Below are 24,369 nucleotides of genomic sequence, written 5' to 3'. Positions count from 1 at the left end.
TATTAGTATCATGATAAAGAACTATATCAAATCAGCATTCCGCAGCCTGGCTAAAAACAAAGGGTTTACCGCTATTAATATTTTAGGGCTGGCCCTGGGTTTGGCTACCTGTTTGCTCATTATATTTTATGTGGTTGATGAGTTAAGTTATGACCGTTTTAACGAAAAAGCTGATAGAATATACCGCGTGAATGAAGACCTTAAACTTGGTGATAGTAAAGTGGAATATGGGGTTGCTATGGCGCCGCTCGCTAAAGCCTTAACAAGTAATTATCCGGATGTAGAGAATGCTGCCAGATTAAAACCCACCGGTTTTCATGTAAAAAAAGGCATCGAAAATATTATAGAGAATAAGGTAGTATATGCCGACCCATCGATATTTGATGTTTTTACGCTGCCAATATTATATGGCAATAAAACATCGGCTTTAACTGCCCCTAATACAGTTATTATATCAGCGTCAGCAGCGCTAAAATATTTTAACAAACTAAATGTAGTTGGCCAATTACTACATATAGATAATAACCAGACCCTGCAAATTACCGGTGTAATTAAAGATATGCCTGCACAGTCGCATTTTTATGCAGATTTTTTTATATCGATGGTCACATGGCCGGATAGCCGATCAAACAGCTGGCTGCAAAGTAACTACAATACGTATGTATTAATGCGTAAAGGGACTGATCATAAAAAACTGGAAGCCGCATTTCCGCAATTATTAAGAAAATATAGCGGCCAGGAATTGCAAAAAGCGGTTGGAATGGACTTTGATGCTTTTGAAAAAAGCGGCAGCTATTTCAGACTGAATTTGCTGCCATTAACTGATATACACCTACACTCGAACATGACAGGCGAGATGGGAGCCAATGGTACTACGCAATACATTTACATATTCTCGGCTATAGCCCTTTTTATTTTGATAATAGCTTGTGTCAACTTCATGAACCTTTCTACTGCACGGTCTGCTAACCGCGCGCGTGAGGTTGGGGTACGTAAAGTATTGGGCTCGCCGCGTAAATATTTGATAGCCCAATTTTTAATGGAATCAATACTGATTACGTTTGCAGCAACCTTGATAGCTGTAATTGTCGCCGCTTTACTATTACCGGCATTTAATAACCTGGCCGATAAAAATATTATTATTAATCTAACCACATTAAGCTGGCTGCTACCCGCTTTATTAGTAGGTATACTGGTTATAGGCTTTTTAGCTGGCGTATATCCGGCCCTTTTCTTATCTGCATTTCAACCGGTTGATGTACTTAAAGGCAAACTGGCAAACGGCTTTAAAGCCGGAGGGTTGCGTAGTTTTTTGGTGGTGTTTCAGTTTGCTGTATCTATATTTCTTATCATCGGTACTTTGGTTATCTACACCCAGTTAAAATATATGCAAAACCGTGATGTTGGTTATAACCGCGACCAGGTATTGGTAATTAAAAATATTTTTGAATTGGGTAACCAGCAAGCAAAAATTTTTAAACAGCAAGTGGAGCAGTTACCTGGTGTGGTAAATGCAACCTTAACGGGTTTTTTGCCTACCGCCGGCTATCGTAATACCGATGTTGTATTTAAAGAAACATCCAAAGATCCTAAAAAAACAATATTCCCCCAGATATGGAGTGTGGATCATAATTACATAAAAACGCTTGATATGAAAATTGTAGCAGGTCGTGATTTTTCGGAACAATTAGCTACCGACTCTAACGCGATGATAGTAAACGAAACTGCTGCAAAATTACTGGGCTTTAGCAACCCGCTTAACAAAATGCTATACAGAGGCAACAGCAGGGGCACAATAAACTCTTACACAATTATAGGCGTAGTTAAGGATTTTAATTTCAACTCATTACGCGAAAATGTTACCCCTATGGTGATGTTACTGGGTACAGACAATGGTAATTTAGGTATACGAATAAATACTGCGCATATACCCGCCCTGCTTACCCAAATAGAAAATAAATGGAAGTCGTTAACCCCATCAAACAAGTTTAAGTATTCATTTATGGATGCTGACTTTGAAGCCACTTACCGTACCGAGCAACGTATGGGAAAGTTGTTTATAATATTTACCTCTTTAGCCATAGTAATTGCCTGTTTAGGATTATTTGGCCTTGCCGCTTACGCTGCCGAACAACGCAATAAAGAAATTGGCATTCGTAAAGTATTAGGTGCAAGTGTAGCTAACATACTAACCATGCTATCAGCCGATTTTATAAAGTTGGTTTTTATAGCCATGCTGATAGCCCTGCCTTTAGCCTGGTATGTAATGTATAAATGGCTGCAGGATTTTGCATACCGGGTAAGCATACATTGGTGGATACTGGCATTAGCAGGAATTATGGCACTAGTAATAGCTTTTATTACTATTAGTTTCCAATCTGTAAAAGCCGCGTTAACCAACCCCGTTAAAAGTTTAAAAAGCGAATAAAACCTAAACCTTATCATGATAAAAAACTACATCAAAATAGCGTGGCGGAACCTTTTTAGAAACAAAGGTTTCTCATTAACCAATTTACTTGGACTAACCATTGGTATTACCTGTACCATATTAATTGGTTTGTGGGTGCAGGATGAGATCAATTATAATAAGTTCCATGCCAATTACAACAACATTTATCAGTTAAAGGCCAACCGGAATTTTAATAATCAGATACAAACCGATGGCAATATGGTGTTGCCGCTTGCCGCAGAATTGCAGGAAAAACTTCCTCAAATAAAAAGCGCAGTAGCTATGTCGCACAGGCAGCCGCACGTACTTACTTACGGGGATGCTAAGCTGAAAAAATTAGGCTATAACGTAAGTGACCATTTCTTTGATATTTTTTCATGGACATTTATTAAAGGAAATGCGGCAACAGCAATTACTGATCCATCGTCAATTGTTTTAACCCAATCGGCAGCTAAAACCTTATTTGGTAATGATGATCCGATAAATAAAACTTTAAGAATAGATAATGAACGCGACATTAAAGTAACAGCCATAATTGCAGACCCTCCGGGTAACTCTACTTTTCATTTTGACTATATAATGCCGTTTAACAAAAACGGTGAGAGTTATAAGAATGCGATGGCCGAATGGCGTATGTTTTCATACGACGTTTTTATACAAACGCAAGACGGTGCAAACATCGCGATGTTAGAAAAGAACATCAATGATATTCACTACCAACATAATACCGAGGATAAAAAAGTAAGTACTTATTTTACTTTCCCCATGGAGAAGTGGCGGCTATATAGTGAATTTAAAGAAGGTAAAAATACAGGTGGTATGATAGAATATGTGAGGCTATTTACCATAATAGCGCTTATAATATTACTTATTGCCTGTGTAAACTTCATGAACCTTTCTACGGCCCGTTCCGAAAAAAGAGCTAAAGAAGTTGGCGTGCGCAAAACTTTAGGTTCAGGTAAAAAGCAACTGGTGCTACAGTTCTTTTTTGAGTCGCTGATACTTGTTTTCATCGCGTTTATTTTTTCAATAGGTGTGGTTTATTTGGTGTTGCCGACTTTTAATACTTTGATTGATAAACAATTGAGTTTGCCAATTTTACAGCCTGTTTTTTGGCTGGGTGCTTCTGCTATTATTTTGTTTACAGGTATAATTGCGGGCAGTTATCCTGCATTATATCTTTCTTCGTTTAATCCGGTAAAAGTTTTAAAAGGGACTTTCCTTCCCGGCAAAGCCGCCTTATTGCCCAGAAGAATTTTAGTAGTGGCACAATTTGGCATTTCAATTTTATTGATCTCGGCCACTATCATAATATACCAGCAAATACAACATACTAAAGATCGTCATATAGGTTATGACCCTGATAACCTGATCACAATTTCGGGCACAGCCGATACCCAGAAAAACTTTGAAGTGATAAAACAGGAATTGATAAATACAGGCATGGTTAATTCTTTAACCAGGACATTTTCGCCGGTTACTGATATTTGGGCAAGGGAGCCTGGGCCTGACTATGAAGGAAAACCGGTAGATCAAAGCATATTATTTGCCATACAAGCGGCTGACGTGGACCTTGCAAAAACATTTGGCATAAAAATGTTGGTGGGTCGTGATTTTACCGGGGCGCCGGCAGATTCAAACGCTATTATTATAAATAAAGCGGCTGTTGAAGCAATGGGATTAAAAAACCCTTTGGGTATGGCATTAAGAAATAAATCCGGCACACCCCATATTGTTATTGGTGTTACTGATAATGTGATCATGGGTTCGCCTTACGAGCCGGTTGACCCAATGGTGATCTATCACGATTCACAGCAATCCAGTGCGATAAATATCAGGTTAAATCCATCCGTGCAACCTCAAGAGGCATTGAGTTCAATTGAAACCATTTTTAAAAAGTATAACCCTGCTTATCCATTTGAGTACAAATTTATTGATCAGGAATTTGGGAAGAAATTTTTAACCGAAGAGTTGGTGAGCAAGATCACCAATATTTTTGCGGGCCTGGCCATTTTTATTTGCTGTATAGGTTTGGCGGGGTTAGTTTCATTTACCATTGAAAAACGTATCCGCGAAATAGGGATACGCAAAGTACTGGGCGCGACAGTACAGCAACTCTTAATACTTATCTCAAAAGAATTTTTAAAATTAGTTTTAATTGCATTTGTTATTGCCGTTCCGTTAACGTGGTGGTTTATGAGCGACTGGCTGGCAAAATATACCTATCATATTCAACTCAACGTTTGGCTTTTTGCTGCGGTGGGCATTATCATATTGCTGCTGACATTACTGGTAGTGAGTTTAAATACAATGAAAGCGGCTATTACCAATCCCGTTAAAAGTTTAAGAAGCGAATAATATGTTATCACTAAAAAATATATCCAAATACTATAACAGTGGTGGAAACAAAGCCGCTGTACTTCAAAACATCAGCCTTGATATTGAGGAGGGCGAGTTTGTATCCATCATGGGGCCATCGGGTTCAGGTAAATCAACTTTGTTGAACGTTATTGGCATGCTGGATGAACCATCAGAAGGCTACTATTATTTTATGGATCAGATGGTCCATCAGCTAAAAGAAAAACAGCGTTCGGCCTTGTATAAGCAATATATTGGTTTTGTTTTCCAGGCATATCATTTAATTGATGAGTTGACTGTTTATGAAAATATTGAGACCCCGCTATTATACCAGAACGTAAGCAGCAGCGAGCGTAAGGCTTTGGTAGCCGATGCGCTTGACCGTTTCCAGATAGTTGGTAAAAAAGATCTTTTCCCGGCGCAGCTATCAGGTGGGCAGCAGCAATTGGTGGGGATAGCCCGCGCGCTCATAGCCAAACCAAAACTATTATTGGCTGATGAGCCTACCGGTAATTTGAACTCCAGGCAAGGCGAGGAGATCATGGAGGTATTCCGTAAGCTGAACAAGGAGGATGGCGTAACTATTATACAGGTTACCCACAGCGAAAAAAACGCGGCTTATGGCTCGCGTATTATTAATTTATTAGATGGCAAGGTAGATTCTTCGCACAATATTTAAAACCATGTTATCTCGTAAAATCATATTATTGATCTGTTTAGTGTTTGTTGTCACTATGGCGCATGCTCAGCAAGCCACCTACACATTGCCACAGTGTATTGATATCGCCATCAAAAATAATTTGAGCGTTAGTAAAAGTGAGCTACAGGTACAGATAGCTGATATAGCGTTGCAGCAATCCCGCGAGAATTTGTTACCGGGTTTATCAGGCAATGTATCGCATAATGTTAATAGCGGGCGCAGTGTTGACCCTACCTCGTATACTTATGTTAACCGGCAAATTACTACGGCCAACTACGGCTTAAACGGCGGCGTAACTTTATTTAATGGTTTGGCTGTGCAAAACAGTATAAAACAAGCAGCGTTGGCGTACCAGGCGGGTAAAATGGATTTCCAACAGGTTAAAGAGATGGTTGCGCTAAATGTTATAAATGCTTATTTGCAGGTTTTAAACAGCGAAGACCAGTTGGTGCAAGTCAACAACCAGTTAGTGGTATCGCAAAAGCAAGTTGAACGGGTTGATATATTGGATAAAGAAGGAGCTGTTAAACCATCAGATATTTATGATTTTAAAGGCAGATTGGCTAGCGACCAGCTATCGTTGATTAACGCTAAAAACAATTTGAACCAGGCCAAGATAATGTTGCTGCAAATTATGAATGCGCCATATGATAAAAACATCAATATTGAACGCTTTAACGCAATAGAACCACAGCCATATGCTGTTACTTCAGACGCTATTTATAATATTGCTTTACATGATATCGCCATAGTAAAGGCAGCAACGTTACGACGCGAAAGTGCTGAAAAAGGAGTTAAAGTTACCAAAGGGCTGTTATTGCCTTCTATATCTTTATCCGGAGGTTTATACACAAACTATTCCAGTGGATCGGAACCTATAAGTTATGTTAACCAGTTTAGAAACAACTACTCTACCTCTGTAGGGGTAGGCTTAAGTATTCCTATATTAAGTGCCTTCCGTAGCCGAAATAGGGTAGCATTAGCCAAAATAAACTTATTGGATGCCGAATACACCGAACGAAGCACACAAATAAAATTGAAACAAGATATTGAACAGGCATATTTAAACATGACTGCAGCTTTTGAACGCTACCAGGTATTAGTTGAGCAGATAAAAGCATATACCGGGTCTTTTAACGCGGCCGAAGCCAGGTTTAATGCAGGTGTGATTAATTCGGTAGAGTTTGTTTTGACAAAAAACAACCTTGACCAAGCCAATAGCGCCCTGATAAGTGCCCGATATGATTATTTAATACGCGTTAAAGTATTAGACTATTATCAGGGTAAGTTGGCTTTTTAAATTATGGATAGTCGTATTTTGTATGTAGCGCACAAGTTTTCTAGCGCCCTAAAATCCTCCAAAAAGTTCGAGATTTGTCGCGTTCCGTCTACCTAAAGAGCCAAAGAGGAATATTTTAGATTAAGTCCGGGTATTCCTCTTTCTTTTTTAGTCATAAGTTGCCTCAAATAAGCAATATACAAAAAGTCAGAATTTATTCTCGTTGTTCGACACTTGTCATTTTCTCTATCATAGCTAATGCCTTCCGGAAACACCAAAAATTGCAGCCTTTGTTTGGTGAAATAATCGGCAGAAAGCCACTTTTAGGTAGGTTAAGGGCAAAATCAATAGCTACCTGCCTTCTTCGTTAATGCTTACCGGGGCCTTAAACGCGTTATAGCTAATTTGCTGCAACTGGCGATTTTAAGGGTTAACATAGGTTAACACATTTTCACTTATTTTTTTATTAAATCATTGAAAATCAAACGTTAAACAAAAAATACCGCTAAAAGATGTTAACTACAAATAAGTCATGAAATTTGAACTTAAAATTATTATTACCTATTGATAATCAATATATTGCAAATATGGCCGATGTTTATTTTCAAAGAACATTTAAGCTGTAAGCTTATATATTTTAGGTCGAAGTTATAAACTTCGACCAGTTTTTGGGTTACAGCTTCTTAAAATTATAACGCTCCCCACCCTCCTCGCCTTTCCATTCAAAAAGACACCAGGGAGGGTTTTGTGATAAAATACCTTTGGACCCAGAAATCAAAATTTGAGTATCAAACTCATCCTTTTTACCTGAAATTTCTTTGAATCTTAAGGATAACTCCCACCAACCTTGTCCTTTTTGCAAAATCCAATTTCCACTGCCATTAGTTTTTTTATTGACATAGTCTTTGCCTTGACCAAAAAAATATTCTCCAGGAAGTAGACTACCTTCAAAAGTTCGATCTTTTTTTAATTTAAGCGTTGCACCATCTTCACTTATCCATTTTCCAATAATATCACTTTCTGTTGGTGCCGTGCGACTACACGCCTGCAAAAAACCCGATAATAATAGAATAACGATTTTAGCCAATTTTATTTTTTTCATTTCAATTTTATTGTTTCTGTCCAAATAAATGTTTGAGTTGTCTGCGATAGAGGTCCACTTGAAAAAAAGTTATTAAGCGGTTGGCCAATATATGTACTCCATCCCGGTAAGTAACCGATAACTGGTGGATGAAGTGCGGACTCAATTGTTGATCTATTTTCTACTGTAAAAAGTACAGTTGCCAAGCTACCAGATACTTTTATAACTTCATAGGTCAATTCATATGAACCTAAATATGTTACAGCTAAATTACCCGTAGCACCTGCAGTTAAAAGGGTTGAATAATCTTTAATGTATAATCCGACACCTCGTAATCCTCCTAAACTGTAAGGGTTTCTTCCTTTTCGACTTCCATTCCTTATAAGATTTTTTGTTGCTTCAATATGTGAATGTTTTCTTAATAATTCTGTAAAATAGTCTCCATTTGTGAAATTACGATGTTTTGTTCCCCCAGTTAACCACTCCCATCCAACTTGGAATGGACCGGGCCCTCCCTGATTGGCATTATTATGCGTTTTTGAGTTAACCATTGAATTATAAGACTCTGTACGGACAAACGGAATAGGCGTAGCTTCAACAGATGAATTATTACCTAAACCAGTTCCGCAACAACCACTATAGCCCCCTCCTCCACCACTACCTGGTATGTAAGTCTCATGTATCCTCACTTCTGGCAATTCAATTGGTTTAGCTGGTGGTGGCGGGTCATTTTTTTTCTTTTTATCGTCGTCCGGCCCGTAGGCGTTACCACTTGGGTCTATATATTTCAACGGGTTATTTAATACATAGGCATACCTGTTGTAATCCTGTGTACTATATGGGTTCAGTATTAAATCATCAGGTGCTAAAAAGCGGTGTAATATAGGGTCATATAACCTCGCGTTCATATTTATTAAACCCACACCCTGCAAATGCTCATGCCCGGTATAACCCCGGTCGGTTATGCTAAAAGCGGCAACACTTCCACCGGTTTGTACCACATTCCCCCAGGCATCAAAGTGGCGCTTTTAAGGGTTAACACAACTTAACACATTTTCAAATATTTTTTTATTAAATTATTGAAAATCAAACGTTAAACAAAAAATACTGCAAAAAAATGTTAACGACAAATAAGTCAGGAAATTTGAACTTAAAATATCTGTTAATTGGTGATATTCAATATGTTACAAATAAATCCCTATTTGATAGTAAAAGTATGCCTTGCAAATGCCCGGATATTTCAAAGAACTATAAACCCCACAGTATTTACCGCGGGGTTGTTTTACTTATTACCACAAGCGGAACGCTTGCGGGAGAAGACGCTATCTTTTTTTTTCAAAAACTGCTATTGTCGTACTATTCATATTATTAAAGCAAACTTTCATCATTCGATCATTTTTTTCCTTAATATACATAGTCAAAGTCTTTATATTACCATTAAAATTATAATTAGATATGAATTTTCTTTGTGTTAGGATAATGTTATTATCTTTAGTGTTAAAAGTCCACTTTCCTTTTTCAATTATCGGTAATTCGCTGTCTTCGCCATAACAGTCATTCAAAATAGAATAAGCGTTCTTCTCAAACACTAATACATCAGGACATTCGATTACCGATTTTTTACCAACATAACCCTTTAATATCCAACTACCTATTATTTTGCTTGAAAAATTCTGGGAATAGCAGTTTATAGAAAATAACGTAATTAAAAAAAATAGATACTTCTTCATTTGTTAAGTTTTTTATTTATTAAAAAAATAAGGGGTTGGATCAATCCATCTTCCATTTTGCCATATTTGAGTATGTACGTGCGGTATGATATTTTTAGGGTAGCCTAAATCACCAAGATTAGCTGCCGTACCTATTACCTGACCGGCCTTAACATTGTAAGGCGAAAGCAATACTACTCCTGGCCTTGAATTTACGTATAATATTCTTATTTTATCGATACCGCGCGAACGATCAAAAGGAATTATATCGACCATAGGTTTTCCAGAGGTTGCGCCCCTATAGTTTACCGCTTTCCCTGATATAGGAGATACTATTGGTTGACCGATTACAGTAATAATATCAATTCCTAAATGTAATCTTGTACCGCCATCTCTTGAAGCTCCAAAATGACCGTTACCATATAAATCCTGCCCCCGCAATGCGCCACCACTTGGATTTACGAGGACGTTTCCTTGATTATTATGCGTCCTTGGTGATTTAATTTGAACTTCATTTAGAGTTCCTCCATTATAAGTTACAGGCATAAACGGAATAGGCATAGCATCAACAGATGAATTATTATCAAAATTAAACCCGCAGCATCCTCCGCCACCACCAGAACCCCAATTATTTCCAGGAGTTCCATGTACGGTCGCATCTGGAAGCGTATTAGGGTTGTTTCTCCTCAATTCCTCAAGTATCCTCTCCGTTTCAGCCTCATAAGCTTCCCTTGCCTTCCGTTCCTCCTCTGTTTCTTCTCGCTTATTACCACTTGGGTCAATATATTTCAATGGATTATTTAACACATAGGCATATCGATTATAATCCTGTGTATTGTACGGATCCTGTATCAAACCATCGGGTGCCAAGAACCGGTGAAGTACGGGGTCATACAACCTCGCGTTCATATTAATTAACCCTACGCCCTGCAAATGCTCGTGGCCCGTGTAACCGCGGTCCAATATCGTTAAAACATTTAATGGTGTACCCGCACCGTCTTCAATTTTAATAATATTTCCCCAGGCATCAAAATGGCGTTTCTCTTCTACACGTCCGGTATCATTGGTTATCATTACAATACTGCTTAAATGATCGCGCAGTAAATAATATAAGTTATCCGTGTTAACCGTGCTGCCGGTCTTTTCATATTTCCATATAGCAGGCGCTGTATAAGCATCGCCCCCCAGGTAAAATATAAAACCGGTTTTGCCACTTACTTTATCCTCGGTAATTTCCATGCTCCCATCCTCGCTGTAATGGCGTACAAATGGCCTGGCTGTTTTTGTAGTAGTGGTATCGCCATAATACATGTGCGAGCGTTGCTCGGCACCGTTATACTCAAAGTCTATCCTTTCCCTGCCTTCCTCGTTAATAGTAACCGGGGCCTTAAAGGCATTGTAAGCAATTTGCTGCAACTGCCTTTTTTGGCTGGGTTGGTAATGGTACTTGGCAAAAGCCGTAAGGTTTGTTAGCCCGCTTTGCTGGTACGAGGTGCCGCTATAGGTATAATTACCCACCTGCCCGTTGTTGGTTATGCGCCCGCGGGCGTCATAGCTTTGGGTATGGTTAGTAGTGGTACTATTTTCGTCATATTGGGTCAGTCTGTCCTGGGTATCATAGGTAAAGCTTTCGCTCCAGGGGTTACCGGGTGTAGGGTTAAAGGCACTGTTGGTACGGCTGGTTAGGTTGCCCGTGGTGGTATTAAAGCTAAAGCCCAGTTCCAGCAGCGATACCGGGGGATTGCCTGGTACCAGTTTTTGGGTAGTAAAATTTTGCGGCAGGCCATAGCTATCATACGTATTGGTTTGTTTAAGCGCGGTACCCAATAGCGCGGTGGTTACATGCCCGCGGGCATCCTGGTCGGTTACCTTCCATATACTGTTACCGCCAACGGTAATTTCCTCTACCTGGCCATGTGCATACACATTAGTTATGGTTTTGCTTACCATAAGGTTATTACTTTTGTTTTTGGCCTCATTAGCCTCGGTAAGTACCCGGTTAAAACCATCATATCCTAAAGTTTTGGTAAACCTGGCCTGCGGGTTATCTTCTATAATGCTTTCCAACCGTTTATCGGTATCATAGCCATAAGTATAATTGATATTGTTATGATAGGTGTTATCGGTTAATCCCACGGTAGTTAATAATTTATCGCTATTATAACTATAGGCATATTCCATATCAGTATGGTCGCCTGTTATATCTTTACTATTTATCCTGCCATCAGCCAAATAAGTATATGTTGTAGTGCCCTTCGGTGTAACCTCCGTAAGCGGCTCGCCAAACTGGTTGTAGGTGTACATGTATACACCCGCCGATGGGTCGGTGAGCTTGGTTTTGCGCCCCCAGCCATCCTGCTCAATAGTTTGGCCCGAGCCACCATAATCAGTAGATTTTAAGCCCCCATTACCAAAATAGGTGTAATTAATGGTGCCGCCCGGGTCCTGCACGGTTTTGATATTACCCATAGCATCGCGGGTGTTGGTTACGCTTTTGGTACCATCATTAACCGTGGTTTGCAAGCCATTATAACTCATAGTGGTGGTTTTGCCGGTATAAGATGTCATGGTGGCTATGCGGCCATAGTCATCATATTCAGTAGTGTTTACCTGGCTGTAACTACCAATGCCCGGTTCGCTCTGGCTTATCTGCCGGCCATAAATATCATACTGATATTCAATACCTACATACTGCCCCAGTACATCCTTAGCGAGAACAAAGGTGATTTGGCCCAACGCGTTTGTGCTGGTACCAGTATATTCCCCTTCATCATTTTCTTTAGTAATGGATATACCGCCCGAGCCATTACCATTATAATAGGTATCGGTTTCATTCCCTTTATAATCTATAGCTTTTATCTCCCTTCCCCAGGCATCGTAGGTGTAGCTGGTAGTTTGCCCATAAGGGTTGGTTAGGCTGCTTAGGGTACCATTACTGCTATTATAAGCCATATTGGTTTCCTGCCCGTTAACCTCGGTTAGCTTGGCAATAAACCTGCCGCTGGCATCATAATCTGTTTTAATTACGCGTGCGCCATCACCGGTAGTAACTGTTTTTTGCTTTACATTGCCGAAAGCATCAGGCACGTAGTCTTCGGTTATAAACGGGGTACCGTTACCTTTACGCTTTATTTGCTCAACAAAGGCCCCATTGTAAGTGTATTGCTCCTCGGTGCTAAAACTGTCACCGCCAATGGTCGATGTTTCCTTTTTATTGGTTAGCCGCCCAAAATACCAGGATGAGGTATTGTTATCAAACTCATAATGAGCGGTTCTTGTGCCGTGGCCCGAAAATATGCTCTCCTGGTGGTTAACATTGTAATAACTGTCATAACCATAACTGGTAATGGTATTGGTTTTATTCAGCAGATCTTTAGTAATAACGGCAGTAGGCTTATTAATAAACACTTTGCTTGAAAGCAATTGGGTATTATAGGTATAATCCGTCCGGGTTATATAAACATCAATATTACTGCCATCAGCTATACCATTTACCGGATCGTCCAGTTTAGCAATAAAGGTACCGTTGGCCCCACTGGCGCTAAAGCCGGGCAACAACCTGATGGAACGTGCAGCCACTACAGTTTTGGCTGTGGTAACCGCGGTAGCTAAAGTAGTATCGGGCGTGGTGCCGGGTTTGTTTTTAATATTAATATTTTCTGGCTCAAATGGCGCTTTTGAGGTGAACGATCGTATCATAGCGCCACGCAATAAGGGGTCATATAGATTGGTTGTAAATATCGTGTTAGGATCGTATGATGTTCCATTAGCCATCCAACTGCTCCTTACAGTTTCGCCAAAGCCCAGGTAACCCAAACCCACCATATTACTTACTGCCGATCTATAGTTAAATACTTGCATTACATCAGCGGTACCCACAACACGCCTTAGCTTGCTGGCTACCCTTATACCCGGTGCGTGCACCATATTTACATAAGGATAAACCTGCTTTTCGTCTGCATCATAAATGGGCAATGGGTAGCCATCATCCTTCATAGCAACTTTGTAATCTATATAATGTATTACCCCATCATGAGCCACTGTTTTTAACTGCCTTATGTTCCTCATGTCCTGGTCGCTGCTAAATTGAGTGATACTATTATCACTTAGCAAACCAAATTCAAGGTCATGGTTGGGTTCATTATTGTTTAAAAATAAGGGAATGGGATAATTATCAAGATGGGCATATCTACCTTGTGATGGTCCAAGCTCAAATTCGGTTGCGCCACCGGAAGTTGTGGATCCTGTACTAATATACATCTTTACATCTGCAAGGCCCCAATGTGTATTATTTGTTTGTGTACTGTAGCTTATAATATCTGTTTTACCATCGCCGTTAACGTCAGTCGGTATCAGCGTATTGTAAGCGTTTGCAAAAGGATATGTTTTATCTTGTTTACTAAAACCAGTACCGGTAGAGGTAAACAATCCGAATGTATTGGGAAGATTCCAAATTGGACTTGGGAACATAATGTCAGATTTGCCATCACCATTAAAATCACCCAACAAAGGTGGAAAATAAAGGTGTATACTGGAATCAGTATGAGACCATAGTAAAATCAGTTCGTTACTTGCATTTAAGCTATATACTTCCATTTTTCCGGCAATGACACGTACTAAATCCGTTTTACCATCTCCGTTAAAATCTGCAGTATATATTGTTCTTCCATTCCAGCCAAATTTAGTTTTTAAAGAACCTAAAGAATGCACAAAATTTGAGGTTATGCGTCTGTCAAGATTAATAAAACTGGCATTTGCGTCGTTATTAAGCACGGAACAACCCGAAGAGCCCTTGTAAAAATAACCTTTGTCTATTGCAATAACGTCAGTTAGACCGTCACCATTAAAATCGCCCGAATAATATTCTTGAGTGATTTTACTATCTGGTGTAAAATCGAACGTATTACATGGAGAGGTACTCATGACTGGGGGGACTGGTATAGTCAATTCCCGCACATACTCCTGCTCCATCGCATAAAATATACCCTCCGAAAATGTTCTAAATTTTATGGTATCAGCTGCCGGTTGCTGCACTAATACCAATCCCTGCCCGGTAGCTACTTTGTTGTTAGCTTTCAAATAAGTTGATGCAAACATGTCTACAAATGATAAATTGACCGGATCTGTAAATCCAGGAGAGGGATTTTGATTGGGATCCCATTTTATCCAAAACTTGTTTTTAGCATTTGGATATACTACAACATCCATTTTACCATTGCCATTAAAATCGCCGGTTAATACCTTGGAATTGGTTGCAGTAACTCCACTTAAAAAAGGGTCAGTTGATTCTGTAACAGTAATAGAAGAATAATTATAGCCATAATAAAAATAAATAGGTTCAAAGCTTTTTGAGCCATCGCCGCTGAGTTCCTGTATGCTGGATACTTGCTCATACTTTAACCCGGCAACTGTATCTTGTGTTAAGGCATAGGTGCGATAGCCGGAGCCATTACCCACAACATCTATCTGGCTGAGAATTTGTTGTTGAAAAATGGGTGTTCCGCCTACATACATCTGCTCATTACGATTGCGGCTGTTATAGCTGAAATTAATTTGGTTAATAGCCGTACCCGAACTTAGCGCGCCAAAAGCAATTTGCGAAATGAGGCTAACTTCATAAGCTTTTGTGTATACATAGCTAATACGGATATTTTGCGGGTTATCCATATAGTTTATGCCATAGCTGGTTTTGGTACGCGATGTAGTATCCTGCCCGTAAACTGCATGCGAACCATCTGTGTAATAAACATCAAAGTACTGCGGACCCAAGGCTATACCTCCTGGCCCTGTACCTAATGAGCCATGCGATACTATTTTTGTATTTGAATAGTTTTCGGTTTGGTATTCGGCACCATCGGCACCATAAGTGCCGCTTTTTAACAATAAGCGCTGGCCATCAAGGGCATACCTGTCGTGTATATTGCCTTTTACTCCGCCTACTGTATCATCATGAAAAATAGTTGGGGCAATGCGCGTAATGCTGGATAGCCCACTGATGTTCCAACCGTAGCCCGCAAGCCCGTTACCTGCCTGGCTGTTATACACCAAGGCTATTCTTGGCACTACACCACTAATACCCGGCGGTACTGCAATAGGCACGCTATAAGTTGCAGCCCCACTGGGCGAAACATCTATTGCAGTTGCTGTACGCCCGGCATCTGTTGATGCTGACATGGACATAGACCTGGATGCTGACTTAGCAACTGTTTTATTTTCTGAAGATTCAACTTCATTTATACCCGGTGTGATTTTGACAATGGCTTTTTGAGGATTTTTTGGATCGCGCGGAGTGTATTTAAGCGTATCCGTAAGGATGACTACATTTTTTGCTGTATCCTTTTTTAAAGAATCAACAGGCACAGCCTCTTGGGCAAACGATGTTAGCGCAGAAAATAATATGATGATTAAGAGTAAAAGTCTTTTCATGATAAAGTTAGGTGTTATCAAAATCCGTTTTTAACTACGCGTACAACTTCCTGTTTTCCGTCAGAATAGGTTACCCTTACCAGGTACATTCCCGGAATCTGCTTACTAAAAGGCACACTGACTTGATTTTGTTCTTCTACAGTAGTGTATGTTTGAGAATAAACCCGAGTACCGTTTATTGTTGATATGTCCACAGACTTGATGGGATACTTAGGGTTTTGCCATTTTAAGTTGAGTGTTTCAACCAATGGATTTGGATAAGCAATAAGCTTACGCTCTTCGGATGTATTCACCGTTGTCGATCCTTGGAATACCACAGTCCCTAACTGCTTAGCAAAAAATGGCGCAGAAACAAAAGGTGTGGTACAGTTTACACATATCCAGGTACGCGTTGTTTGGTTACCTGCTGCGTCATAATCAAAGGACAGTTCAGGGTTTTGTGCTTGTGCTTTGGTTATAAGACAAAATATGATACTGCTTACCAGGTAAAACTTTAATAAGGTGTGTTTCATGGTTAGGTTACTTGTTTAGTTGATTCTCTAAACTGGTTATCTAATGAGGCTACTGACATACTATGATGCACTAATTTTTAGCTTTCAATTTCAATTGCCGCTTGAGTTGATTAATTTCATACTGTTGTAACTTGATTTGTTTGTCTGTATCTTCTTTCTGTTTAATAAGATATAATGTCAACTCTTCAATCTTTTTTGTCTGAATCTTCACTATTTCACCTATGTTAATCCCGTTCTTTTCTACTTCAGCTTCGGATGGCATATCAGGTAAATGGTTGTTTTTATCAATGAAAGTTTTCACGTCACTCAAAGAAGGAAGCTTATATTCCTTTTTGAAAACATAGTCAGGCCAATTAGTTGCCTCTATTTTTACTTCTCTTGAACGAATATTTCCATTTACTGATAATGCTTCTTGTGGATTTGTTGTCCCTATGCCAACGAATCCATCATTGCTAATAACAACAGGAGTAGTAGAATGCTGTTTATCAACAAAAGATAAGCCTCCATTACTTATCCCAGAAATAAAAGGATTAATGGCCCAATTTCCACCACCACTTACATTAAACTGAAGACGTAGCATATCAACAGTGGAGGTTGAATTATTTAGATGTAATACTCCGGTCGGGCTTGTTGTACCAATACCAACATTGCCGCCGTTTGGATTAAGAGCCAATTTATCATAAGTATCTTTTGCATCCCTACGAGTAGACTGAATCCATGCATAATCATAAGTGGAATTATTTCCAAAATCTAAACTATTCCATTGATCAGCAGCTATTGTTAAACCGAGAGCTGTTTGAGTGGTTCCTGTTGAAGCCGGCGCACCTGGAGTGCCCTTAATTTCAAATTTATTTGTAGGACTTGTTGTACCAATACCTACATTACCACTTAAAGGAAATGTATTGGTTTGTGCATAAGAAAAGTAAGAAGCTATAGCTAAGCTTAGCGTTAGGATAAGTTTTTTCATGATGTGTGATAAGTTGGTTGCAATATATTGCTTTTCAATACATTGTTTAATCAGAAAGCAATGTAATTATTAAATATTATTTAAACAATACGCTATTATTAAATAATATTTAACGTATTGCTTCCTATTAGCTTCCATAGAGTAGCTTCTGTGCTATCGAACGTTGCCCATGCTGTAATACCTGTAGATAACCAGTCCTGTATAAGAGGCTATAAAGTCCACGTTATTCGCCACAACAAACCCGTGCGAAGGCACTTATTACATTTAATACATCCATTAATAGCAATGGAAAATAGTTACACCATTAAAATATATTTATATTTTCATTCGCTTTAATCGCCTTTAAATCCTCCAAAAAGTTCGACATTTCGCGCGTTCCCTCTACCTAAAGAAAGATAAAAGCCTCAAGTCGAGAAGATTTGAGGCTTTTATTATTTTAAATAATATGATGACATAAGCAAAAAAGGTCAGATGCATACGCACCTGACCTTTGGTATTAATAATCGAAAAATAATTACTTACTTGTACGGCTTGTCGTGGCGTAATCAATGTAAGTGTATTTTCCAAATAGTGTTCTATGCAATAAAACTTTATAGGTTCCGGTCGGCAGTTTCACTTCTGTCTCCACAATATCTGTTTTTGCTTTTAAATTTGAATTACCTGATTTTTGGGTCAACAATTCATACACTACCCTGCCGTCCATTGATGCAGGTACGGGGATGCCCTGCAGGTGCAAAACGGTTGGAGCGATGTCTACATTTGATGTAGGCAAGTCGCTTTCGTAGGCCTTTTTAAAATCTGGCCCTGATGCGATCAGGGCGATATGTACTTCGTACGGACTAAAACCACCATGCCCGGCAACACCGCCCGAAAAACTGGTGCCCGCATAACCAAATTTGTTTTTGGTATCATCCCAGTTTTCGTCAACCAATATATCGGCAGCACGTGTAGGGTGGTCCCAGTGAATGGCCTCGAATGATAATGTTCCATCAGCCCAGCCTTTAACATCACCTTTTTTGGTGCCTTTGGTAAATACGGGGCCTATAAATTCTTGTTCCTGCAGAGTGGCCACAATTTTTTTAATAACCTCCGGGTTATGATCTTTTACATAAATGGCACCTTCGGCTATGATCACATCATCAGATAGCTTGTCTTTTTTTAAGCCTTTCTCCAACAATAAACCAGCTACACTTTGCTTGCCGTTATGGGTTATAAAACCATGATCGGTAGATATAATGATATTGTAATTATCATCTTGATGAGTGGCTTTAAGATATGCTAATATGCGGCCAAATTGTGTGTCTACAGATTTGATAGAAGCTACGGCGGTTTCTGCACCAATACCATCTGCATGCGCAGTACCATCCGGGTCAGAGAACCATATCGCACTAACCGCCGGGCCGTTTTGTACCAGGCCCAGTTTCATCAACGCATCAGCAACCCATTTATGCTGTACCGAATTTGGTTTTTCGTGCGGAGGAATTGGGCCAACGGCTTTAATTACTTCGTCCTTGTAGCTTTCTGGTAGTATCATTGATGGGTTAACAATAGCACCACCACTAATCGTATGGTTTTGCAGCAGGGCCTGGCCAGTTGAACCTGAGCTAAAAACCATCATTTTTTTGCCTGCAGCCTGCAATAACTCGCCTAATGATACCGCCGTAAGTAATTTTCCGTTGGTAGCTTTGCTAATGCGGTTTAGGTCGGCAGCTTCGCCGGTATTTAAGCCGGCCACTTTATCCACCTCGGGAAAGTATACTGTATTGCCCATTAACCCGGTTTTTGCGGGGTAACTTCCGGTTGAATATCCTGACGAATTAACACGGGTAACGGTTGGATAAATACTATGATGCTGTTTACCATATACCCCTTGTTTGCGAAAGTTATACAAATTGGGCATGCCCTCTGGTGTAATGTAATCCGGGCGCAGGCCGTCAAAAAAAACGATCAGCGTTTTATGCTCTGTTGGTTTGGGCTGGCCAAAACCTATTAATGTAACGGCCATTAAAAATGAGCCGATTACTATTGATTTTTTTATCATGATATATACTGATTATTGTTTATGAATGTTATTTATCCCACCAAACTTTAATATCGCTATTGTCTCCTCCCATTGCAGCAACTGCCGCGGCCAAATTTGTTGGATTTAATGATTGCAGGTAGGTAGGGTACGGAATGCGGTTAGGAAATTGATTTTCTGCCGGTATACCTGTACCTCTTGGCAGTACCGGGTAACCCGTGCGCCTTTTTTCAAACCATGCCTGGTAATCATTAAAGTAATAGGCATAGTATTTTTGCAATATAATTTGCTGTAATTGCGCATCTAAACTAGCCGTTGGGTCATATAATACACCCGCTTGCTGCAAATATCCTGCAGGTAAAGTAACCCCCCATTGTGCCATTGAAGCCTTGATGCCATTTTCATAATGCGTTTTGGCTGTGCTGCCCGTAGCATACCCTTTTAAAGCTAATTCTGCTTTGATAAACTCCTCTTCGGCATAGGTTATCATTACACCCGTTGTTGCCGATGTTTTAAGTACATCATTATAGCTTGAGTTTTTACCCACTACATATTGTACCGTTGTTGGATACCCGCTATCAATTCCCTGGTATACATTTTGACCGTTGACAGGTACTGTAAATGACCACACTGCTCTGCGTGGGTCGTTCCAGTTGTTTAGGGGATCCAGAAAAAACTTGGTATAGTAAGTACCATCGCGCCAATCTAACTGCCTGGCCGTAAAATACGGGTTGAAGTAGGGGTTTACATTGGTAAATTTGTAAATGCCTTCGTCTGCATTTGATGAAAATACCGGGTACTTGGCAGGGTTAGCTAAAATAGCGGTAATCTGGTCGCTTACGTTTAACTCTGCATTACGTTTTAGTAAACGTAATAACAAACGAAGGCGCAGGGTATTGCAAAACTTTTTCCAGCGCTGTATACCCACATTTTTTCCGCCGGTTAAAGTATTTGACGGATAAAGCCCGTCACCGGCATAGGTTAAAGCTTTGGTATCATCAAACAGGTCATTTGCTGTTATCAGATCCTTAAGTATTTGAGTATAAATATCCTTTTGCGTATCAAACTTTGGTTGAAAATTACCTTCGGAAGCCTTTATAGCATCTGAATAGGGTATATCGCCATACAAATCGGTTAAAATAGAATATGCCCAACACTTGTACACTAATCCAATAGCTTTATAATTAGGCTCATTTAAACGCTCGGCCCCTTTGATGATCACATCAATATCTGCCAGGTAGGTATAAAAACTGTTCCATACCCCTGTTCCCGGGGTAATAACATAACGGTGTACGCCGCCGCCGCCCGTGCTGGTGCGTGGCGCGTCAACCTGCATTAATTCATGCGTAAAGCCCCTTGCGGCACTAATGCTGCTGCTTACTATGCGGTACTGCATTTGCCCTAACACAATACCGGGGTTTACTTCTTTGGGCCGGTTAGGGTCGGTGTTTATCTTTTCAAAATCCTTAGTACAGGAAATGAAAAAGCTACTGAATAAACAGGTTAGTATGAATATCTTTTTCATGGTAATTATAATTTGAAAGTTAAATTGAGACCGATAGTGCGTGTAGACGGAAACTGCATCAGTTCGACACCCGGGGTAAGGGTACCGCTATTTAAATTTCCTCCTTCGGGATCAAATCCCGGAAACTTGGTGATATTTAACAGGTCGCGCCCGTATAAGGCTATACTGGTTTGCTTTAAACCCGCGTGGATTAAAAATGGCATATTGAGGTTAAACTCTAAACGGGCTTCGCGTAACTTTAAATAGCTGGTATCAAAAATATTGTTCTCGGCATTGCTTATACCGTAAAAATTTTCATAATACGAACTGGCAGCTACATTAACCGTATTTGGCCTATATATACCATCACTACCCAACACTACACCATCGCCCACAATACCATCTTCACGTCCCGGTAAAGTAACTTTGGTTTTGCCCAGCGTGTTGTTTTTATGATTGGTTTGCGAGAACATTTTACCGCCATGTTGATAATCAAACTGGAAGCTGAAGCGAACTTTCTTAACCGTAAATTCATTCACCCAGCCTGCTCTCCAATCAGGAAAAGCATTACCCAGGTTTTTTGATACCGGATCTAACGGCGCGGGTAAACCTGTTGAATTATAAATTACTTTACCGTCGGGCGAACGCTGAAAGCCCCTGCCATACAAATCGCCCATGCGGCCACCAACCCTGGCTTCAATGGCTACGTTGCTCTCATGGCTGTATATTACCTGGCTGGTTAAGCCACTTGCCAGTTCGCGCACATAACTTCTGTTCATGCTCCAGTTAATGGTACTGTTCCATTTAAAACCGGGATTAGCAACAGGCGAGCCCTTTAATTGTACCTCAATACCGCTGCTTTCTATTAAACCGGCATTGATCAGGGCACTTGAGTTACCCGAAGTAGGATCAAGCGGGATAGCCAATATCTGGTTACGGCTATTGTTACGGTAAATAGCAATGTCGGTAGATAAACGGTTGCCAAATAACCTTAAGTCTAACCCTGCCTCATAACTTGAGGTGATCTCGGGCTTAAGCGCCGGGTTAAATAGTGTGGTAGCATTGGTAAAGCTATTACTGTAAATTTTATCATAGTATTTTGCCGTTTGATAAGGACGTGTATCATTACCAACCTGGGCATAGGACAAACGTACCTTAGCAAATGAAAATGCCTTTGGTAAAGTAAATACGTCGCCCAACGAAACACTGATGCTGGCCGATGGATAAAAGAAAGAATTGCTTTGGTATGGCAGCGAGCTGCTCCAATCATTACGGCCGGTCAGATCCAGGAAATACGCATCATTATATGACCATTGCGTTGCCGCGTAAACGCTGTTAAGCGCCTTTTCGGTACGTAATGGATCGGCAACTGCAGGGTCAAGACTGTTGGATAGCTGGTAAACACCCGGCTGCGCCAGTTGGTCGGCATAAATACCTGCAAAATTATATTTTTGCATTAAGGCGTTGGCACCCGCATTTACCGAGTATTTTATTTTACTGCCAATTTCATCTTTATAAGTTAACAATAAATCGCTGTTAGACTCATAGCTAAAAACGTTTGATTCGCGGTAACTTCCTTTAGGGTATTTGGTAATACTGTAAGGACGTTGCTGCGCGCGAAACTCAGTAGACATATCCAAACTGGTACGCAACATCAACTCCAGCTTATTGGTAAATTGGTAATTGGCCGAAGCGGTACCAATAAAGCCATTTTTTGACATTTTGTTCAGATCCTCATAAATGTCAATATAAGGGTTGTCGGGGCCTGGATTGAAAGGATTTTTTTGCTGCACGCCCTCTAATCCCGGCATCCAATAAGGCTTAAACCAATTATGATCAATATTTGGAGCTGTACCTATAGCTAAAAAGTACATCAGTGTTTGATTATTATAGCCGGCTGATGGCAGGTTATCACTGGTTTTATTGGTATAATTGGCTTTTCCGCTGATTTTTAACCTATCCGTAATTTTATGATTTACCGATAAAGCAACCGACGTTCTTTCAAACCCGGTATTAGGAATGATCCAGGTATTTTCCAGATGGGAAAGAGATAACCTGGCCGAGCTTTTATCATTACCGCCCTCTATAGACAGATTATTGGTAACGGTTGATCCGGTTTGAAAGAACCCTTTAATATAATCAGGATAAGCTACCCATGGTGTACGCACCAAGGCCCGGTTATCGGCTGTATTTGGGTCATATTGAAAATACGATTGTCCATTGAATTTTGGGCCCCATGCCCGGCCCGCAGACACATTGGTACTGGTATTTATACCATCGGCACTATCGCCGTAGGAGTAATAGGCCGATGTTCTACCTTCCCCATATTCGTACTGGTAATCCGGCCAGCGATTAACCTGGTCAATACTCATGTTAAGGTTGTAGGTAACGCCCAATCCGCCGTCTTTACGGGCACCGCTTTTAGTGGTTATAATTAATGCCCCGCCTGCGGCCCTGCTGCCGTAAAGTGCGGTAGCTCCCGGGCCTTTTAATACGGTAACACTTTCAATGTCATCCGGGTTAATATCAGACACGTCAGATCCGAAATCTACCGGGCTATCCGTTGCTAAGTGGGCTTTAAAACCGGTACCTGTTATTTTGCTGTTTACCGGCACACCATCCAGTACAATAAGTGCCTGGTTATTATCCAAATTAAGAGAGTTTTCGCCACGAAGCGTTATACGGGCCGAACCCATTGGGCCAGAACCGGTACCTTGTATATTTAAGCCGGCAACTTTACCCGAAAGAGAGTTTACCCAGTTGTTTGATTTAGCATCCTGTACCGCTTTATCTTTTAAAGTCTGGGCCGCATATCCTAATGATTTTTCTTCGCGCTTAATACCCAGGGCAGTTACCACTACATCATTCAATTGTGCCGCGTCGGGCATCAATGTTATGTTTATAACTGAACCAGTTACAACTACTTCGGCCTTTTTAAATCCGATATATGAATATACCAGGGTTTGTCCGGTTTCGGTATCAATAGCATAATGACCATTACTGTCAGACACAGATCCGGTGTTTTTTCCTTTAACACTTATGGATACACCAGGTAACGAAAGGCCTTTATCATCTGTTACCGTACCTGTTACTTTAATTGGGGGTAATACCGCCGCCGAAGCGTGTAAGCACAGGCCTATTAATACTATGAAAGTTAATTTCATTATCAGGAAAGCTTTAGAATAAAAAACTTCCTGCGCAGGGATTTTCCTGCTCAAATTGAATTGCATACTTTTGCATTGTTTGGGTTAATAAATTCTGTCGATAGATTTTGTTTGAATACCCGGGCATAAGCCGGTGGTGTTAGCGCACCCCGGTATTTTTTTGGGTATATATTTTCTTTTTATATATTTCTCTCCATAGT

12 protein-coding genes and 1 pseudogene are annotated in these 24,369 nt (G+C 40.2%); 4 read left to right on the top strand and 9 right to left on the bottom strand.

Annotated elements, in window-relative coordinates:
- Positions 1 to 10: 10 nt before the first annotated feature.
- The 4 genes from ACYVJ6_RS01605 to ACYVJ6_RS01590 are packed head-to-tail and all read left to right on the top strand — an operon-like array spanning position 11 to position 6,807.
- On the top strand, positions 11 to 2,428 hold the full coding sequence (locus ACYVJ6_RS01605) for an ABC transporter permease (protein WP_460692277.1): 2,418 nt from the start codon (positions 11 to 13) through the stop codon (positions 2,426 to 2,428).
- Positions 2,429 to 2,443: 15 nt separating this feature from the next.
- Positions 2,444 to 4,807: an ABC transporter permease gene (locus ACYVJ6_RS01600; protein ID WP_460692276.1), complete on the top strand. Its 2,364-nt coding sequence runs from the start codon at positions 2,444 to 2,446 to the stop codon at positions 4,805 to 4,807.
- Position 4,808: 1 nt separating this feature from the next.
- Positions 4,809 to 5,486: an ABC transporter ATP-binding protein gene (locus ACYVJ6_RS01595; RefSeq protein ID WP_460692275.1), complete on the top strand. Its 678-nt coding sequence runs from the start codon at positions 4,809 to 4,811 to the stop codon at positions 5,484 to 5,486.
- A 4-nt stretch (positions 5,487 to 5,490) separates the two neighbouring features.
- On the top strand, positions 5,491 to 6,807 hold the full coding sequence (locus tag ACYVJ6_RS01590) for a TolC family protein (protein ID WP_460692274.1): 1,317 nt from the start codon (positions 5,491 to 5,493) through the stop codon (positions 6,805 to 6,807).
- Between the two features lie 652 nt (positions 6,808 to 7,459).
- Here the strand turns inward: ACYVJ6_RS01590 and ACYVJ6_RS01585 are convergent.
- The 9 genes and pseudogenes from ACYVJ6_RS01585 to ACYVJ6_RS01545 all read right to left on the bottom strand — a co-directional run bounded on the left by ACYVJ6_RS01585 (position 7,460) and on the right by ACYVJ6_RS01545 (position 24,223).
- Positions 7,460 to 7,888, bottom strand: a complete 429-nt coding sequence (locus ACYVJ6_RS01585) for a hypothetical protein (protein WP_460692273.1) — start codon at positions 7,886 to 7,888, stop codon at positions 7,460 to 7,462.
- A pseudogene (locus ACYVJ6_RS01580) lies at positions 7,885 to 8,871 on the bottom strand (RHS repeat-associated core domain-containing protein); the annotation flags it as partial. The gene ACYVJ6_RS01585 and the pseudogene ACYVJ6_RS01580, both read right to left, overlap by 4 nt.
- A 318-nt stretch (positions 8,872 to 9,189) precedes the next feature.
- A complete protein-coding gene (locus ACYVJ6_RS01575) occupies positions 9,190 to 9,597 on the bottom strand; it encodes a hypothetical protein (protein ID WP_460692272.1) in 408 nt (135 codons plus the stop codon).
- A gap of 12 nt (positions 9,598 to 9,609) precedes the next feature.
- Positions 9,610 to 16,002 carry an FG-GAP-like repeat-containing protein gene (locus ACYVJ6_RS01570; RefSeq protein ID WP_460692271.1) on the bottom strand — a complete coding sequence of 2,131 codons (6,393 nt, stop codon included), beginning with the start codon at positions 16,000 to 16,002 and terminating at the stop codon, positions 9,610 to 9,612.
- Positions 16,003 to 16,019: 17 nt separating this feature from the next.
- The gene (locus tag ACYVJ6_RS01565) at positions 16,020 to 16,514 is read right to left on the bottom strand and encodes a T9SS type A sorting domain-containing protein (RefSeq protein WP_460692270.1); all 495 of its coding nucleotides are present in this window, start codon (positions 16,512 to 16,514) and stop codon (positions 16,020 to 16,022) included.
- A gap of 70 nt (positions 16,515 to 16,584) precedes the next feature.
- Positions 16,585 to 17,481, bottom strand: coding sequence for a hypothetical protein (locus ACYVJ6_RS01560; RefSeq protein ID WP_460692269.1), 897 nt, complete (start codon positions 17,479 to 17,481; stop codon positions 16,585 to 16,587).
- Between the two features lie 514 nt (positions 17,482 to 17,995).
- Entirely contained in the window at positions 17,996 to 19,522 is a 1,527-nt protein-coding gene (locus ACYVJ6_RS01555) for an alkaline phosphatase family protein (protein ID WP_460692268.1), read from the bottom strand.
- Positions 19,523 to 19,550: 28 nt separating this feature from the next.
- Positions 19,551 to 21,026: a SusD/RagB family nutrient-binding outer membrane lipoprotein gene (locus tag ACYVJ6_RS01550; RefSeq protein ID WP_460692267.1), complete on the bottom strand. Its 1,476-nt coding sequence runs from the start codon at positions 21,024 to 21,026 to the stop codon at positions 19,551 to 19,553.
- Positions 21,027 to 21,031: 5 nt separating this feature from the next.
- The gene (locus tag ACYVJ6_RS01545) at positions 21,032 to 24,223 is read right to left on the bottom strand and encodes a SusC/RagA family TonB-linked outer membrane protein (RefSeq protein WP_460692266.1); all 3,192 of its coding nucleotides are present in this window, start codon (positions 24,221 to 24,223) and stop codon (positions 21,032 to 21,034) included.
- Positions 24,224 to 24,369 lie beyond the last annotated feature (146 nt).

The sequence above is a fragment of the Mucilaginibacter puniceus genome, from assembly GCF_054783175.1.
This window is presented reverse-complemented; position numbering and strand designations above follow the sequence as displayed.